The sequence below is a fragment of the Mycobacterium ahvazicum genome (assembly GCF_900176255.2).
GTDB lineage: Bacteria > Actinomycetota > Actinomycetes > Mycobacteriales > Mycobacteriaceae > Mycobacterium > Mycobacterium ahvazicum.
Map to the genome: position 1 here is coordinate 1,097,244 of NZ_FXEG02000002.1, position 15,655 is coordinate 1,112,898.

The 15,655-nt window shown below is 65.3% G+C and carries 13 protein-coding genes; 4 read left to right on the forward strand and 9 right to left on the reverse strand.

Translation table 11 applies throughout. The features are described 5' to 3' along the window. Positions 1-25: 25 nt before the first annotated feature. Entirely contained in the window at positions 26-664 is a 639-nt protein-coding gene (locus tag MAAFP003_RS07515; RefSeq protein WP_096285766.1) for an MspA family porin, read from the forward strand. 58 nt (positions 665-722) lie between these two features. Then, complete coding sequence (locus MAAFP003_RS07520) at positions 723-1,142, forward strand: nitroreductase family deazaflavin-dependent oxidoreductase (protein WP_096290942.1); 420 nt, start codon at positions 723-725, stop codon at positions 1,140-1,142. A gap of 7 nt (positions 1,143-1,149) precedes the next feature. On the opposite strand, the gene MAAFP003_RS07525 is transcribed toward MAAFP003_RS07520, so the two are convergent. From MAAFP003_RS07525 to MAAFP003_RS07545, 5 genes are all read right to left on the reverse strand, one after another. Then, complete coding sequence (locus MAAFP003_RS07525; RefSeq protein ID WP_096285768.1) at positions 1,150-2,442, reverse strand: acyl-CoA dehydrogenase family protein; 1,293 nt, start codon at positions 2,440-2,442, stop codon at positions 1,150-1,152. A 3-nt stretch (positions 2,443-2,445) separates the two neighbouring features. Further along, positions 2,446-3,588 carry a CaiB/BaiF CoA transferase family protein gene (locus tag MAAFP003_RS07530; RefSeq protein WP_096285770.1) on the reverse strand — a complete coding sequence of 381 codons (1,143 nt, stop codon included), beginning with the start codon at positions 3,586-3,588 and terminating at the stop codon, positions 2,446-2,448. Then, complete coding sequence (locus tag MAAFP003_RS07535) at positions 3,585-4,379, reverse strand: enoyl-CoA hydratase/isomerase family protein (protein ID WP_096285772.1); 795 nt, start codon at positions 4,377-4,379, stop codon at positions 3,585-3,587. Before MAAFP003_RS07535 ends, MAAFP003_RS07530 begins: the two co-directional genes overlap by 4 nt. 7 nt (positions 4,380-4,386) lie before the next feature. Then, complete coding sequence (locus MAAFP003_RS07540) at positions 4,387-5,595, reverse strand: acetyl-CoA C-acetyltransferase (RefSeq protein WP_207768520.1); 1,209 nt, start codon at positions 5,593-5,595, stop codon at positions 4,387-4,389. Between the two features lie 149 nt (positions 5,596-5,744). Then, positions 5,745-6,764: an AraC family transcriptional regulator gene (locus MAAFP003_RS07545; protein WP_243393943.1), complete on the reverse strand. Its 1,020-nt coding sequence runs from the start codon at positions 6,762-6,764 to the stop codon at positions 5,745-5,747. Positions 6,765-7,050: 286 nt separating this feature from the next. Here MAAFP003_RS07545 and MAAFP003_RS07550 point away from each other — a divergent pair, with 286 nt between their 5' ends. Both MAAFP003_RS07550 and MAAFP003_RS07555 read left to right on the forward strand, forming a co-directional pair. Further along, complete coding sequence (locus MAAFP003_RS07550) at positions 7,051-8,232, forward strand: acyl-CoA dehydrogenase family protein (protein WP_165796327.1); 1,182 nt, start codon at positions 7,051-7,053, stop codon at positions 8,230-8,232. 46 nt (positions 8,233-8,278) lie between these two features. Beyond that, complete coding sequence (locus MAAFP003_RS07555) at positions 8,279-9,862, forward strand: AMP-binding protein (RefSeq protein ID WP_096285778.1); 1,584 nt, start codon at positions 8,279-8,281, stop codon at positions 9,860-9,862. 48 nt (positions 9,863-9,910) lie between these two features. Here MAAFP003_RS07555 and MAAFP003_RS07560 read toward each other — a convergent pair whose 3' ends face one another. The 4 genes from MAAFP003_RS07560 to MAAFP003_RS07575 form a co-directional block, all read right to left on the reverse strand. Beyond that, a complete protein-coding gene (locus MAAFP003_RS07560; protein WP_096285780.1) occupies positions 9,911-10,738 on the reverse strand; it encodes an oxidoreductase in 828 nt (275 codons plus the stop codon). 52 nt (positions 10,739-10,790) lie between these two features. Continuing rightward, complete coding sequence (gene ppk2 / locus MAAFP003_RS07565) at positions 10,791-11,669, reverse strand: polyphosphate kinase 2 (RefSeq protein WP_096285782.1); 879 nt, start codon at positions 11,667-11,669, stop codon at positions 10,791-10,793. 151 nt (positions 11,670-11,820) lie between these two features. Then, a complete protein-coding gene (locus MAAFP003_RS07570) occupies positions 11,821-13,344 on the reverse strand; it encodes an Hsp70 family protein (protein WP_096285784.1) in 1,524 nt (507 codons plus the stop codon). Positions 13,345-13,381: 37 nt separating this feature from the next. Next, complete coding sequence (locus MAAFP003_RS07575) at positions 13,382-15,649, reverse strand: carbon starvation CstA family protein (protein WP_096285786.1); 2,268 nt, start codon at positions 15,647-15,649, stop codon at positions 13,382-13,384. Positions 15,650-15,655: the final 6 nt, after the last annotated feature.

Consider the following 15,655-nt stretch of genomic DNA (forward strand, 5'->3'; position numbering starts at 1 on the left):
TGCGGTAGTCGCTCTGTGCTTCGCGATGTCCGTCATCGTGGCTCCCGCAGCGGGCGGTGATCCGGAGGCTGAGCCCGTTGCCGCCTCGGCACCCAACGACGGTCGGGTGGCTTCGAATCCCCCGGTATCGGTCAATACACCCGATGGCTGGATCCTCGGGCTCGGGGCTAAGGACGAGATGCAGGTCCCGGTGGCACCGTTGACCACCGCGATCTCGTCTCGCGAATATCTCTCCAGCGGAACCTTCGTCGGTTCGCTGAGGGGACCCGAACAAGGGCAGGGCCTGCTCGAAGTGGGTTACGAGATCGGTTGTGGAATAGACATGAGCACGTCCAACGGCGTGGAGATAGGCGGCAATGCCGGCCTTGCCCCATCGCTCGGTATCACGGCCGGGCTTCCCATACCGGGAAACTTCCTGCCGGTGATAACCGCACCGGTGGGTGGCACGATCAACGTGGGCCTCAAACCCGGCTTCGTGATCGTGGTGCCGGTAACCAAGAAGCAGTTCAGAGGCTCCAATCCCTGGGTGATGATCAGCAATTTCCACGTCAAAATCGATGGTTGCGTGGGCCAGTCGTTCATTCGCTCCTACGCGACGCTGACCCGGATGACCGATCAGTCCGACGTGGTGCTGTCCTACGTCGGCGTGACCATGGCCGTCTAACTCTTTCGCCGGTCGCGGGCGCCGATAGAATCGAGCAACTCAATGGGTGGGAGGCATCGTGGCCGACGACGATTTCAACCGTCGCAATATCGAAGAGTTCCGCGCCAACCACGGCCGGCTCGGGGGACAGTTCGAGGGCGCACCGGTACTGCTGTTGCACAGCAAGGGAGCTCGCAGCGGCGAGGAACGCGTGAGTCCCATGATGTATCTGGCCGACGGGCATCGCTATCTGGTGTTCGCGTCCGCGGCGGGCGCCGACCGCAGCCCGGCGTGGTACCACAATCTGGTGGCTCACCCCGACGCGCGGATTGAAGTGGGGGACGACCTCATCGAGGTTCGGGCCGTCGAACTGCACGGTGACGAACGCGACCAGATGTATGCGATGCAAGCGTCGCGGTATCCGGGCTTCGCCGACTATGAACGTAAAACCACCCGAACGATTCCCGTTCTCGCGCTGATCCCGCAGCAAGCGCAGTAACGGTGGTTCAGCGGGGGATACCCGCCAGCTTGTCGGCGAACTTGGCCTCGGCGGCCGCGCGCAGCCGCAGCAGGTGCTCGGAGGGAAACAGATCGGGTGCGGGCTCGCGGTCTTTGAGCAGCATGCGGGCCAGCGTCACCTTGTGCACCTCCGTCGGTCCGTCGGCGAGGCCCAGCACGAAGGACTCCACCAGATATTGCACGAACGGCATCTCGTGAGTGGTGCCCAGCGATCCGTGTAGTTGCAGCGCCCGCGCCGACACGTCATGCAGCACCTTCTGCATCATCGCCTTGACCGCGGAAATATCGGCGCGCACCGCCTGATAGTCGTTGAATTGGTCAATCTTCCAAGCGGTTTGAAGCGTCAGCAGCCGGAACGCCTCGATCTCCATCCACGAGTCGGCGATCATCTCCTGCACCAGTTGCTTGTTGGAGAGCACCTCGCCCTGGGTGTAGCGCGACACGGCCCGCTCACAGAGCATGTCGAAGATTCGGCGGACCAAGCCGACCGTGCGCATCGCGTGGTGGATGCGTCCGCCGCCGAGACGCGTCTGCGCGACGACGAACGCACCGCCCCGCGGGCCCAGCATATGATCGGCCGGCACCCGGACATTCTCGTAGCGGACGTAGCCCTCGCGCCCGCCGCCCAGGGGCTGGTACCCCAGTCCGACATCGCGCATCACATTGATCCCGGGGGTGTCCCCGGGGACGACGAACATCGAATATCGTTGGTAGGGTGGCGCATCGGGGTCGGTCATCGCCATCACGATGATGAACGACGCCATCGAGGCAAACGACGAGAACCACTTCTCCCCGTTGATGATCCAATGCTCACCGTCGGGCACCGCGAAGGTGGTGAAGACCTTCGGGTCCGCGCCGCCCTGCGGTTCGGTCATCGAGAAGCAGGACACGATCCGGTTATCGAGCAGTGGCTCAAGATAGCGCGATTTGAGCTCAGGCGTGCCGTAGTGCGCAAGGATCTCGCTATTGCCGGAATCCGGTGCTTGCGAGCCGAATACGATCGGTGCACACTCCGAACGGCCCAGAATCTCGTTGAGCAGGGCTAGTTTCACCTGGCCGTAGCCCGGGCCACCCAGATGTGGACCCAGGTGCGTGGCCCACAGCCCACGCTGCTTCACGATCTCCTGCAGTGGCGGGATCAGCGCCTGGCGCACCGGATCGCCCAGATCATGTGACTCCTTGACGATCAGGTCGATGGGCTCACACTCGGTGCGCACGAAGTCCTCGACCCATTCGAGTTGCTGTGCCCATTGCGGATCAGTCGAGAAATCCCACGACATCTGTTATCCCTTCTTGCTCTGTGCCACCACGCCGGCGCCTTCCAGCTCGGTGATGGCTGTTGCGTCCAATCCCAATTCGCGCAGCACGGCACGCGAGTGATCGCCCGGCAACGACGGTGACGAGGGCGTATCGGGCCTGGTGCGCGAGAACCGTGGAGCCGGCGCCGGCTGGGTGATCCCGTCAACGGCGATAAATGTCGCGCGTGCGGCAAGATGCGGATGCCGCGGCGCTTCCGATAGCGAAAGTACCGGTGTCGCACAACATTCCGGCGAGTCGAGAAATGGTTCCCACTCGTCGCGCGACTTCTCGGCGAAACGGGCAGCCAGCGCGGCGCGGTGCGCCGGCCAGGCGGCCGGTTCGTCGTCGTCATGCGGAACGTCGACGCCGAGACGATCACAGAGTTCGGCGTAGAACTTCGGTTCCATCGCGCCGACCGCGACGTGCTGTTCGTCCGCGGTGGCATAGGCGCCGTAAAAATGTGCCGCGCCGTCGAGCAGGTTGTCCTGGCGGTGATCGCGCCAGGTACCGGCGGGCACCATGCCGAAGTACGGCGCCAGCAGGGTCGCGACGCCGTCGACCATCGCGACGTCGAGCACCTGACCTTCGCCCGACTCGCGGGCCTCGAGAATCGCGCTGAGCAGGCCCACCGCCAGCAGCATTCCGCCGCCGCCGTAGTCGCCAACCAGATTGAGTGGCGGAACGGGTGTTTCGGCAGTGCCGATACCGTGCAGGGCACCCGCGAGCGCGAGGTAGTTGATGTCGTGGCCGGCGTGTCCGGCCAGCGGCCCGTCCTGCCCGTAGCCCGTCATGTGGGCGTACACCAGACGAGGATTGTGCGTCCGCAGTGCGTCGGGGCCGATGCCCAGCCGTTCGGCCACGCCCGGTCGATACACGTCGACAAAGGCGTCGGCGTCGGCGACCAGCCGGTGCACGAGGTCGCGGCCGCGGGCATCCTTGACGTCGACGGCAACGGACCGCTGGCTCCGGCGGACCGTGTAATCGATCGGCTGCGGACCGTCCACGCCCGCTAACGCATCGACGCGCACGACGTCTGCGCCCAAGTCTCCCAACACCATCCCGCAGAAGGGGGCCGGCCCCAAGCCGCCCATCATCACGATGCGGACCCCGCGCAGCGGACCGCTCACTGGGTCTGTCCCGAAGACCACTTTTGCCGGCGTGCGCTCGCTTCGTCGCTGGCGTGCGAGATCACCTGATTGCGGTTCTCCAGCTCCAGCGCCGCGGACAAGCTCGCGGCATCGGTGTTGACTTGCAACGCACGCTTAGTCAGCTGCACGCCCAGTGGCGACAGGTCCGCGATCAGCGACGCCAACTGAACCCCACGGTCGGTCAGCCGATCCGGCTGCACAAGCTCGCTGACCAGCCCGCGCCGATCGGCTTCGGTCGCCGACACGGTGCGTCCGGTAAGCATCCAGTCCGCGGCGACGCTGGTCCCGACGATGCGGGGCAGGTGGTAGCTCATGCCCATCTCGGCGCCCGACAAGCCGAGCAGGATCGCGGCGTTACCGAACGATGCTGTCGTCGAACAGATCCGAATGTCGGAAGCCAGACACAAGGCCAATCCCGCGCCGACACACGGGCCATTGATCGCGGCGATCACCGGCGCGGGCAGCGCACGCAGGCCCTCGGCCAGCGCGGCCATCCTCTCCTGAAACCGCATCCGGTCCAGTGCGGGCGCGGTGGCCTCGAGCATGCTGGGGCCGAAGTCGCGCAGGTCGATCCCGGCGCAGAAGCCCCGACCGGCGCCGGTGAGAACGATGGCCCGCGCCGCGCTGTCGCCGGCCAAAGCGCTTAGCGTCTGCACTAATTCGGTTTGCATAGCCTCGTTGATCGCGTTGAGTCGCTCGGGTCGATTCAATCGCAGGACGACGACGCCGTCGCGCGGCCGGTCGAGAACGAGTGTGTCGGCCTGAGTCATATCCGGGTCACACCCGCTCGACGATCGTCGCGGTACCCATGCCGCCACCGGTGCACATGGTCACCAGTCCTGTTGTCAGGTCGCGACGTTCGAGCTCGTCGAGCACGGTCCCGATCAGCATCGCGCCGGTCGCGCCGATCGGGTGGCCCAGCGCGATCGCGCCTCCGTTGACATTGACCCGATCCGGATCGAGGTCGAGGTCGCGGATCGCCTTGAGTGGGACGGCGGCGAACGCTTCGTTGATCTCCCACAGGTCGATGTCCGCCACGGTCATGCCGGCGCGCTGCAAGCAGCGCTGCGCGGCCGGCCCCGGCGCGGTGAGCATGATGATCGGTTCGCTGCCGATCGTGGCGGCGGCCCGGATCTGCCCCCTCGGCTCTACGCCGTTGGAGCGCGCCCAGTTCGGCGACGCGAGCAACACCGTACCCGCGCCGTCGACGACCCCGGAGGAGTTGCCCGCGTGGTGAACGTGGTCGACGTGGTCGATGCTGGGGTAGCGCTGCAGGCAGATCTCGTCGAACGTGCGGTGCTCCCCGTCGACACCGGCGGCGCCCATCGCGGCGAACGCCGGCCGCAGCCGTGCCAGCGACTCCGGGGACGTGCCGGGGCGGGGGTGCTCGTCGCGGGCGAATGGACCTTCGGGCGTGGCGACTTCGACCAGGGAGCGATCGAATCTTCCCCCGTCGATGGCGGCGGCAGCTCGGTTTTGGCTCAGTGTGGCGTAGGTGTCGACGACCTCGCGAGTGAAGCCTTCGAGCGTCGCGATGAGGTCAGCCGAAATACCTTGCGGTACTGACGGATACAGTGCGCGAAAGTCCGCGTTGTTGCCATCGATCGTCGGCACTCCGGCCGTGACGTCCCAACGTGACATCGATTCGACTCCGCCCGCGATCACCAAATCGTTGATGCCCGCCGCGATCGACGACGCCGCGACGGTGACGGCTTGCTGACCGGATCCACAGAAGCGATTCAGTGTCATCCCGGGCACGGTCTCCGGCCAGTCGGCGAGCAGGACCGATAGGCGTGCGATGTCGTCACCGTGGTCACCGGACAGGATGCCGTTGCCGGCGATCACGTCCTCGACGTCCGCGGGGTCGAAACCGGTGCGCTCGGCAAGGGCGGTCAGGCAGGTGGCGAGCAGCGTCTGCGGATGCACGTTGTGCAGTCCGCCGTCGGGGCGGCCCCGCCCGCGCGGCGTGCGCACCGCGTCGAGAATCCAGGCGTCGATGGTGGGCTCCGATCGTTGGGCTAGGGGTTCGATGCGGCGAATCCCTAGTGATCGTAATTCGTCTCTCGACTTTGGAGAATAACCCTCTCCAAAACAGCGAAGCCATTCTCGGCACGGTTCGGCCATCGGTGCCGCGGCTACGCCGGGGCAGTGTCGCGTTGCGGCGTGGTGGTGGACCGCCCGGCCCGGCGCAGCGTGGCGGCCGGCGTCTCGCCGTACCGGCTCGCGTGCGCCGCGGCGAACCGCCCGGGGTTCGAGTATCCCCAGCGCTTGGCGATCGAGGCGACGGTTTCGACCGAGGGATCGGACTCGAGCAGCTCCTGATGCGCACGCCGCAGCCGCACCTGCCGCAGGTACGTCATCGGCGACATGCCCATGTGGCGAATGAAACTCTGCTGCAGTGCGCGTGAGCTGACGTGGCATTCGGCGGCCAGGCAGGCAATCGTCAGCGGGAGATGGGGCTCCGACTCGATGATGTCAACCGCGGGCCGAATAGTGTGCGGTGCAACATTTTTGGCTCTTTCTGCGAGCGCCTCCCGGTGCGGGTGGTCCGCGGCGAGCAGCAGCGCATGCAGCAGGCTGTCCACGAAAGGCGTTGCGACCAGCGGTTGTGTCAGGGCACTGTCGCTTCGAAAGAGCTCCTGGGCGAACACGGTGAACATGTGCATCCAGCTGCGTGCGGGCCCCTTGGTAGTGACCATGGACGTGCTGAATTCAATCTGTGTGGTCAGCGGGCGCCCGAGCGCCTCGCCGAGCGTGTCCTCCAGTGCATTGCGGCTCACCCGCAATGCAATCATTCGGCAGCCCGCTTGCCAGCGGGGAACGATCAGTTCACCTTCGGGGAGACAAATCGTGGCAAGGCCGGGCGCATAGGTAATCGAGGAACCGCGCTGAAATAACTCCATTCGGCCGGACGCGAGAATATTGACTTGGTAAAACGGCCGGTCGTGTGCACAGCGGATGCGGGCGTCGACGTTGAGAGCCAGGTCAAACACCGTAATCGGCCCGACCGCACCGACCCGCTGGCTCAGCGAAAACGGCTTGCGGCGGTCAACGGGACCGAGCGTTTGCAGGCACGGAAATAATTTGGCGACTTGTTTGAAGGCGTCGGTTGTTCTGAGTTCCGCAACCGTAGCCGGCTGGCTTTTCTCGTCCATTTCCAACCCCGCTTCTCCTGCGCCCGCTTGACCGCACTCCTCGGGCATTCGCGGCGACTAAGCGTACGGATCGCTTGTGTGGCGGACGTCACATCGATTGCGGATCCGGCACCTTCCGGGGTCCGGGCCTGCCGGACTCGGCAACAGGCCGACCCACATGCGCGCAGCAAAGTGTCTCAAACGTTGCGCGAACTGTACCGAGAAGAGGTATCGCGGCTCCAGTGGCTCTAATCTCGCTGTGAAAGCGTTATCCGACAACGGATTTCGCATACGTGATCGGAGTGACATGACAACATCGTCAGCGCAGTGTCCCACAGCGCACCAGGAACTGTTGGCCGATGCGGTGCGGTTGCAGCCGCTACTTCGCGAGAGCACGTTGGCAAGTGAGGCGACGCGCAAGCTGCCGGACGAAGTGATCAATGCACTGACTGACGCCGGTTTCTTCCGCTTGCTCAAGCCCCGTCGATTCGGCGGTGTGCACGCCCCGCAACGGACGGTGCTCGAGATCGTTGAAACACTCGGCCGGGCAAACGCATCGGCGGCCTGGCTGGTGAGCATCGCCGCCACCGCCGCGGTGGTGGCGCGGCATGGCTCGCCGCAGGCGCAATCCGAAATCTTCAGCGTGCCCGACTCCCGGATCGCCGGTGGGCTGACTCCCGGCAACGCGCGGCGGGTGGACGGCGGATTCTCGATTAGCGGAAGCTGGCCGTACGCATCGGGGGCCCCGCATGCCGACTGGGCATCGATCAGCGTCGCGGTACCCGACCAGGACAACGGGGGAACGGAGAACTTTCTGTGCTTCGTACCGGCCTCCGAAGTGCGGTTGCGCGACACCTGGCACACGGCCGGCATGCGCGGCACCGCGAGCCAAACATGGTTGGCTGAACATGTTTTCGTTCCGGAACACCGCGCTATCGGGTTGGACACATTGATCAGCGGGCGGATGTCGGGAAACCAATCCGGGTATCGGCTGCCATTGGCGCCGATGGCCGCTCTGCTTCTGGTGGGGCCGTTGCTCGGCCTTGGCCAAGCTGCCGCGGACCTGGTGCTTCAGACGGCTCCGTCGAAGTCATTGGCCAACACATTCTTTGCCCACCAAAGTGATTCGGCGGGCGTGCAGATACAGCTCGCCGAGGCGAAACTCAAGTTACGGACCGCCAGGCTGCACGCCTTCGAGGTCGCCGACGCGTTGGACGAGGGTCAGATCGTGAACGGCGAAGCGGGATACCCGCTTCGCGCCCAAGCGCGAGCGCAGTGTGGCTACGCCGCCCGTCAAGTGCTCGAGGCGATTCATACGCTGATCAACGTCCACGGCGCGGGCAGCTTCGCCGATTCCAGTGCGATGCAGCAATATTGGCGTGACGCCAACGTCGGGGCGCGCCATGCCGCATTGAATGCCTATGTCGGTTACGAGATCTATGGAAAGTCAATGCTGGGTGTGCCCGAACGCATCGCCCCGCTGGTGTGAGAAGGGAGCCGGCCATCGCGACTGGACACCCCGGTATGGAGGAATCATGAATTTCGGCAGCCCATTTCCCGACGTCGTCATCCCGGACGCCGGTGTGTACGAGTACGTGTTCTGCGACCTCGCCGACGCCGACGCCGATCGGGTAGCCCTGGTCGAGGCCGCAACCGGAACCGAAGTGACCTATCGCGCGCTGGTCACCCGGATCCAGTCCTTCGCCACCGCGTTGGCGGGGCGCGGTATCGGCGTGGGCGACGTGGTGGCGCTGCTCTCACCGAACAGTGCGGCGTTCGCAGCCGCGTTGCACGGGATCCTGCGGGCCGGCGCGACGGTGACGCCCATCAGTGTCTTGTCCACCGTGGACGAGATCGCACGCCAGATAGCGGATTCGGGTGCGCGACTGTTGATCGCGGCCCCGCGACTGCGGGAGCAGGCCGAGGAGGCGGCTTACGCGGCGGGGTTGTCCAGTGGCGATGTGTTGCCGCTGGATATTGGCGATCTCGCAAACTCAACGGGCAGTCGGGGTCCGGAGATCGAGTTTGATCCCGCAACACAGGTGGCGGTGCTTCCCTTTAGTTCCGGAACCACCGGAAAACCCAAGGGCGTGATGCTTACTCATCGCAATCTCGTCGCCAACGTAGCCCAATTACACCCAGTGTCAGGCGTGGATCCCGATGACACACTGATCGCGGTGGTTCCTTTCTTTCACAGCTACGGGTTGACCGGGCTCCTGTGCGCCGCGCTACGGAACCGAGCGCGGCTGATCGTCATGCCGTCGTTCGACCTGAGCGCGTTCTTGGCCGCCATCGAGAAGTACCGCGTCACCCAGGCTTACATCGCACCGCCGGTGGCGGTCGCATTGGCCAAAGACCCGCTGGTCGATTCCTTTGACCTGTCTTCCCTGCATACCCTGACATCGGCGGCCGCGCCCCTGGACGAGGGACTGGCCACCGCGGTCACCCAGCGACTCGGCTGCCGCATCGTGCAGGCATACGGGATGACCGAATTGAGTCCGGCCAGCCACGTCATTCCGCTGCACGGCCGGCATCCGGCAGGCGCCGAGGCACCGGTCAGTTCGTGTGGGTGGACGGTGCCTAACTCGCAGAGCAAGCTTGTCGACATCAAGACGGGGGACGAAATGCCGGTTCCCTCTTCCGGTTTGAGTGAGCCGGGTGAGCTGTGCTTCCGGGGACCGAACGTGATGGCGGGTTATCTCGAAAACGCCGCCGCGACGGCGGAGATCATCGACGCCGACGGGTTTCTGCATACCGGTGATCTGGCGCGGGTGGATGCCGCGGGCTGTGTGTACATCGTGGACCGGCTCAAGGAGCTGATCAAGTACAAGGGATATCAGGTCGCACCCGCCGAACTCGAGGCGCTGCTGTTGACCCACCCGGGGATCGCCGACGTCGCGGTTGTCGGTGTCTTTCATAATGTTTCGGGCGAGGAGATCCCGAAGGCCTTCGTGGTAAGGCAGGTTGGCGCCGCACTCTCGAAAGGTGAGGTCATCGACTTCGTCGCAGCGAAAGTGGCTCCCTACAAGAAGATTCGTCAGGTTGAGTTCGTCGAGAAGATTCCGAAGTCGCCGACGGGCAAGATTCTGCGCAGGGATCTGCGAGCGCGCCAACCGTGACGAGCACTTCGACAACACGTGCCAAACGCATCGCTGCCCAGGGTTGACTCAATCGAAGTCGGTGCCGCCGGTCAGCTGTTCCCATTTCGCGATCTCACTCGCGCGGGCGTCCGCGGTGTAGCGATACAAAGCCAGCGCGTCGGGGCCCAGGAGCAGGAATGCAGGCGGTTCGCTGGATTCGACGGCGGTGACGATCGCGGCACCGGCTTTGGCCGGGTCACCGGCCTGATTGCCGTGCATCGTGTCGTTTTCCTTGCGGCGCTGTCCGGCGGTCCCGGCGTAGTCGTCGATGACCGTGGCCGACTGCACGAGCGAGCGTCCGGCGAAGTCGGTTCGAAACGCTCCAGGTTCGACCACCGTCACAGAAATTCCGAGCGGGGCCAACTCGCCGCGAAGCGCGCCGCTCATGCCCTCGAGTGCCGCTTTGGCGGCTGAATAGTAGCCCGATCCCACCGGCATCACCTGGGCGCCGATCGAGGAGATGTTCACAATCGCGCCGCTGCGGCGCGCCCGCATGCCGGGCAGCACGGCCTTGATCATCGCGACGGCACCAAAGAAGTGCGTGTCGAACAGGGCGCGGACTTCGGTGTCGTCGCCTTCTTCGACTGCGGCTCGATAGCCGTATCCGGCGTTGTTGACCAGCACGTCGATGCCGCCGAACCGCTCGTCGGCCTGCTCGACGGCCGAAGCGATCTGGTCGGGTTTGGTGACGTCCAGCGCGACGGTCAGCACCCGATCCGGAGCGATGTCGGCCAGTTCGGCGACCTTCGCGGCGTCGCGTGCGGTGACGACGGCATTGTGGCCGGTGTCGATGACGGCTTCGGCGAGGGCTCTGCCGAGTCCGGTTGAGCAGCCGGTGACGAGCCAGGTGGGCATGGGCGATCCCCTTCGGTGTGGTGGCGCAATCAGCTCCGGCATCGTTTCTAGCTCAGTCGGTCAGTGCGCGGCCCACGATCAACGGATCCGGTTCGCTCACCACCTCGTCGTCCTTGTCGTCGTAGTCGGATTTAGCGAGCACATAGCGCATGGCGTTGATGCGTGCCCGTTTCTTGTCGTTGCTGCGCACCACGATCCACGGCGCAACATCGGTATCGGTGGCCTCGAACATTGCTTCCTTGGCCTCGGTGTACTGGTTCCAGCGATCTATCGACTCCATGTCCATCGGCGAAAACTTCCAGTTCCGGACGGGATCGACCAGCCGGATGGCGAAGCGGGTCCGTTGTTCGGCGGGGGAGACGGAAAACCACAGTTTGGTCAGGCTGATGCCGTTGGCGACCAGCATCCCCTCGAAAAGCGGTGCCTGTTGCATGAATTCGGCGTATTGCTCGGGTGAACAGAAACCCATCACCTTTTCGACGCCGGCCCGGTTGTACCACGACCGGTCGAACAGCACCATCTCGCCACCGGACGGCAGGTGACTGATGTAGCGCTGGAAATACCACTGTGTCTGTTCACGCTCCGTCGGCTTCTCCAGCGCGACGACTCGCGCCCCGCGCGGATTGAGATGTTCCATGAACCGCTGAATGGTGCCGCCTTTGCCGGCCGCGTCGCGTCCCTCGAACACGATGAGGTGCCTGCATCCGTTGCGCTTGCTGTGGTTCTGCAGCTTGAGCAGCTCGATTTGCAGGCGCCGTTTCAAATCCTCGTATTCGTCGCGCGGCATCCGGTGCTCGTAGGGATACCGTTCACGCCACGTCTGGATGTGATTCCCCTCCCGGTCGAGCAGGATCGGGTCGTCGTCATCGTCGTCCCTGACGGTGTAGCCGTGTTCGGGAGTGGACAGGGCCTCGAGGTCTATCTCTGCCATGTCATCCGACGCTAGTCCCAGGGACGGCGCCGATGGCCGGCGACGTACGCTCGGTGCCCGCGGCGGCGACTCCGGCTACCGGTTGCACGCCAAAGCCCATGGTGCACTGAATCATTCGATCCAGCGGCGCGTAGTCCCGGCCGTCACCCAGTTACGACACCGACGCGGCGCGCCGCTCCAGGCGATAGGTTCGCATGAATCCGCCCGGGTGCGTCGTGAGCGTCACCTCGACCGCGCCGCTGGGCGCGACGACGTAGCGCTCCTCGACATCCGGCCCGTTCGTGCACCGACCGACCGGCTGGCGCCCGAGGTCGTCGCGGTCGTAGAGCGCGGGGTCGAAGGGAAACAGAACCGGATCGTAGGGCGTCACGTCCCCGTCGGGGCGGCCGTTGACCAGGCGGCTGCACTCCACGAAGCGGAAGTGCCCAATGTTGTGCGCTGCCTGGTATGTCCGCCGGACGATGAGCGGCGTCTGGCCGTCGGCGGGCAGCGAGACGTCTTTGCCCACGATCGGATCGAAGACGACGCCGGCGCCGGCTTCGGCCTCGCGGAACACCCCGAAGTGTCGCGAAAAGCGTTCCGACAGCGCGAAACCCGACTCTTTGTCCAGGAAGACGGCAAGGCCGATGGCCGTGGCGGCAAACGGATGAGGGGAGCGTTTCACCCGCTTCTCGCCGAAGGTGCTGCGCAGCATCCGGGAGATCAGGGGGAAGCCGCCGGCCCCGCCCACCACGTAGATGCCGGCGACCTCGGACCACGCCACGTCCCCGCTGCCGTCGCGCAGGATGCGGTTGAGGAGTTCGATCGTGGGCTCGACGAGCGGCGCACAGGCCGCGTAGACGTCGTCGATGCCGCACGAAAACGGTGCCCGGTCGACCCCGTCGTCGATCCCGGACATGTCGACCAGGAAGCGCTTCGTCTGCGGCCCGACGGCCTCCTTGCGAAGCGCACACTCCTCACGGAGAAGGTCCAGCGCGGCGGAGTCCACGTCGCGAAGTTTCGCGCCTTCGGAAACGAGTCGCACAATCGCCTCGTCGAAATCGTCGCCGCCGAGTCGCTGAATGCCCTCGCTGATCACGACCTCATTGGAGTGCCCGGTCATCTTGAGCAGCGACGCGTCGAAGGTGCCGCCGCCGAGGTCGTAGATGAGCACGTATTCGCGTTTGGCGGTGATGGTGGAGCGGTATCGGTGGGCGTATTCGAGGCTGGCCGCGGACGGCTCGTTCAGCAGTGCGACGACGTGAAAACCCGCCGCCACGAAGGCGTCCAGCGTCAACATGCGCTGGGCGCTGGCGGCATTGGCGGGCACGCTGATGGCAGCCTCGATGGTGTCACCGGCCGTCAGGCTGCCATTCGAGCGCTGCAGAAGATCGCTTTTGAGCTGGGCCAGAAATCCGGTGAGCAAGTCGGTCAACCGATAGCTGCGGCCGGCCAGCGTCACCTCGGTCTGTGGCCCGGCGTCGTTGAGCAGGCGTTTGATCGATCGCAGCACCGACCATTCCGGATCGTGGCGAACGGCCGCGGCGTCGACCCCGAAGCGCAGTTCCCCGGCCGTGTTGGCGGCGATGAGTGACGGCCAGGCATCGACGCCGTCGAACGAGACGACCGGGTAGTTACCACGGTCGACGAGCGCGACGACAGTGTGGGTGGTGCCGAAGTCGATACCGACTCTCATTCCGCACGATCTTAGTGTGGTGCAGCGAACTTCGGGACTATCGATTTCCGGCGTGGCGCTCGCCGGACGACGCTGCCTGCGGTGTCGCCCATTGGCGTTGCACCTCTCGCTCCGCGGGGGTGGCTATCAGGCTCGACGGCGCGAACTTCTTCGACGGGATCGGGTCGTCCTCGGTCAACGGCCGGCCGCCGCCGCGAATTGCTTTGAGCGCGACGACAATTCCGATGACCAGCACGATGACCACCACGACCGCGAAAAGTATCGACAGCGTTCCCTGGATGAAGGTGTTCCTGATGACCGCGTCGAGCTGATGGACATTCTTGGCCGAACCGAACGCGGTTTTGCCCGCGTCCTTGGCCGCTGAGTACTGGAAGTGCTGGGACCAGTAGCCGATCGCCGGGTCGGCGGAGAAGATCTTCTGCCACGACGCGGTCAGGGTGACCGTCAGATCCCACAGCAGCGGGACGCCCGGGATCCACGCCCACTTCAGCAGGCCCTTCTTGACGACGATCACGGTGACGACCGTCAGCGCAATCGCGGCGAGCAGCTGGTTGGCGATCCCGAACAGCGGGAACAGCGTGTTGATTCCGCCGAGGGGATCGGTCACACCCATCAGCAGGATGCTGCCCCATGCCACTGCCACGATCAGGCTGCAGACCCAGACCCCGGGGCGCCAGCTCGGATTGCGCAGCTTGGCCAGCGGACCGCCCAGGTTGCCGAGCGCGTCGGAGAGCATGAAGCGGGCGACCCGGGTGCCGGCGTCGACGGCGGTCAGGATGAACAGCGCCTCGAACATGATCGCGAAGTGGTACCAGAACGCCTTGAGGCCGCCGCCGCCGAACGCCCGGTTAAGGACCTCGGACATGCCCACGGCCAGCGTCGGGGCTCCACCGGTGCGCGACACGATTGACTTTTCACCGACGCCGGCGGCGGCCTGATTGAGCTGGTCCGCGGTCGCCGGCGCCCCGGACAGGCCGAGTCCGTTGACGTAGTGTGCGGCCGTGACCGCGGTGCCGCCGGTCTGCGCGGCCGGGGCGTTCAGTGCGAAGTACACGTGCTGGTCCAGAATCGCCGCGCTGATCAGCGCCATGATCGCGACGAACGATTCGGTCAGCATGCCGCCGTAGCCGATGAAGCGCATCTGGCTTTCCTTCTCCAGCAGCTTCGGCGTCGTCCCCGAGGAGATCAGCGCATGGAACCCGGACAGCGCGCCGCACGCGATGGTGATGAACAGGAACGGGAACAGTGCGCCGGGAAAGACCGGCCCGTCGCCGGTGTGGGCGAACCGGGAGACGGCGGGCGCCTGAATCAGCGGGTGCGCGATAAAGATGCCGACGGCCAGCAACGCGATGGTGCCGACCTTCATGAAGGTCGACAGGTAATCGCGCGGTGCCAGCAGCAACCACACCGGCAACACCGACGCCACGAAGCCGTAGATGATGATCAACCACGACACCGTGACCGCTGACAAGTTCAACCAGGATGCGCCCCAAGAGGTTTCGCCGACCCAATTGCCGGAGGCCACGGCGATCATCAGCAGCATGAAGCCGATCACCGACACCTCGGCCACCCGCCCCGGGCGCAAGAATCGCAGGTAGCAGCCCATGAAGAGGGCGATCGGGATGGTCATCGCGATCGAGAAGACACCCCACGGGCTCTGGGACAGGCCTCGCACCACCACCAGCGCCAGCACCGCGACGATGATCACCATGATGACGAAGGCGCCGACCAGCGCGGCGGCCCCGCCTGCCGCGCCGAGCTCGTCGCGGGCCATCTGGCCCAGGGACCGGCCCCGGCGCCGCGTGGAGATCCACAGCACCAGGTAGTCCTGGACGGCGCCGGCGAACACCGCGCCGACGATGATCCAGATGCTGCAGGGCAAGTAGCCCATCTGGGTCGCCAGGACCGGGCCGACGAGCGGTCCCGCCCCGGCGATCGCGGCGAAATGATGGCCGAACAGCACCCGACGGTCGGTCGGCACGTAGTCGGTGCCGTCGTCGAAAACTTCGGCGGGCGTGGCGTGGTCGTCGCGCGGGCGGACGATCTTCGTCTCGATCAGCCGCGCGTAGAAGCGGAATCCGATGATGTAGGTGCAGATCGCGGCGACCACGATCCAGACCGCGTTGACCGTCTCGCCGCGCAGGAACGCGACGACGGCCCAGGCAAGGGCGCCGATTACCGCGATGATCCCGAACAAGATCTTGTGGCGGAAGCTGATGGGGGAGTGGTCGATGATGGCGACGGGGGGCAGGTCATCGTCCGTGTGGATGTAGCGGACATCGTTGTCGTGCACAGTCACGGTCAAACCCTA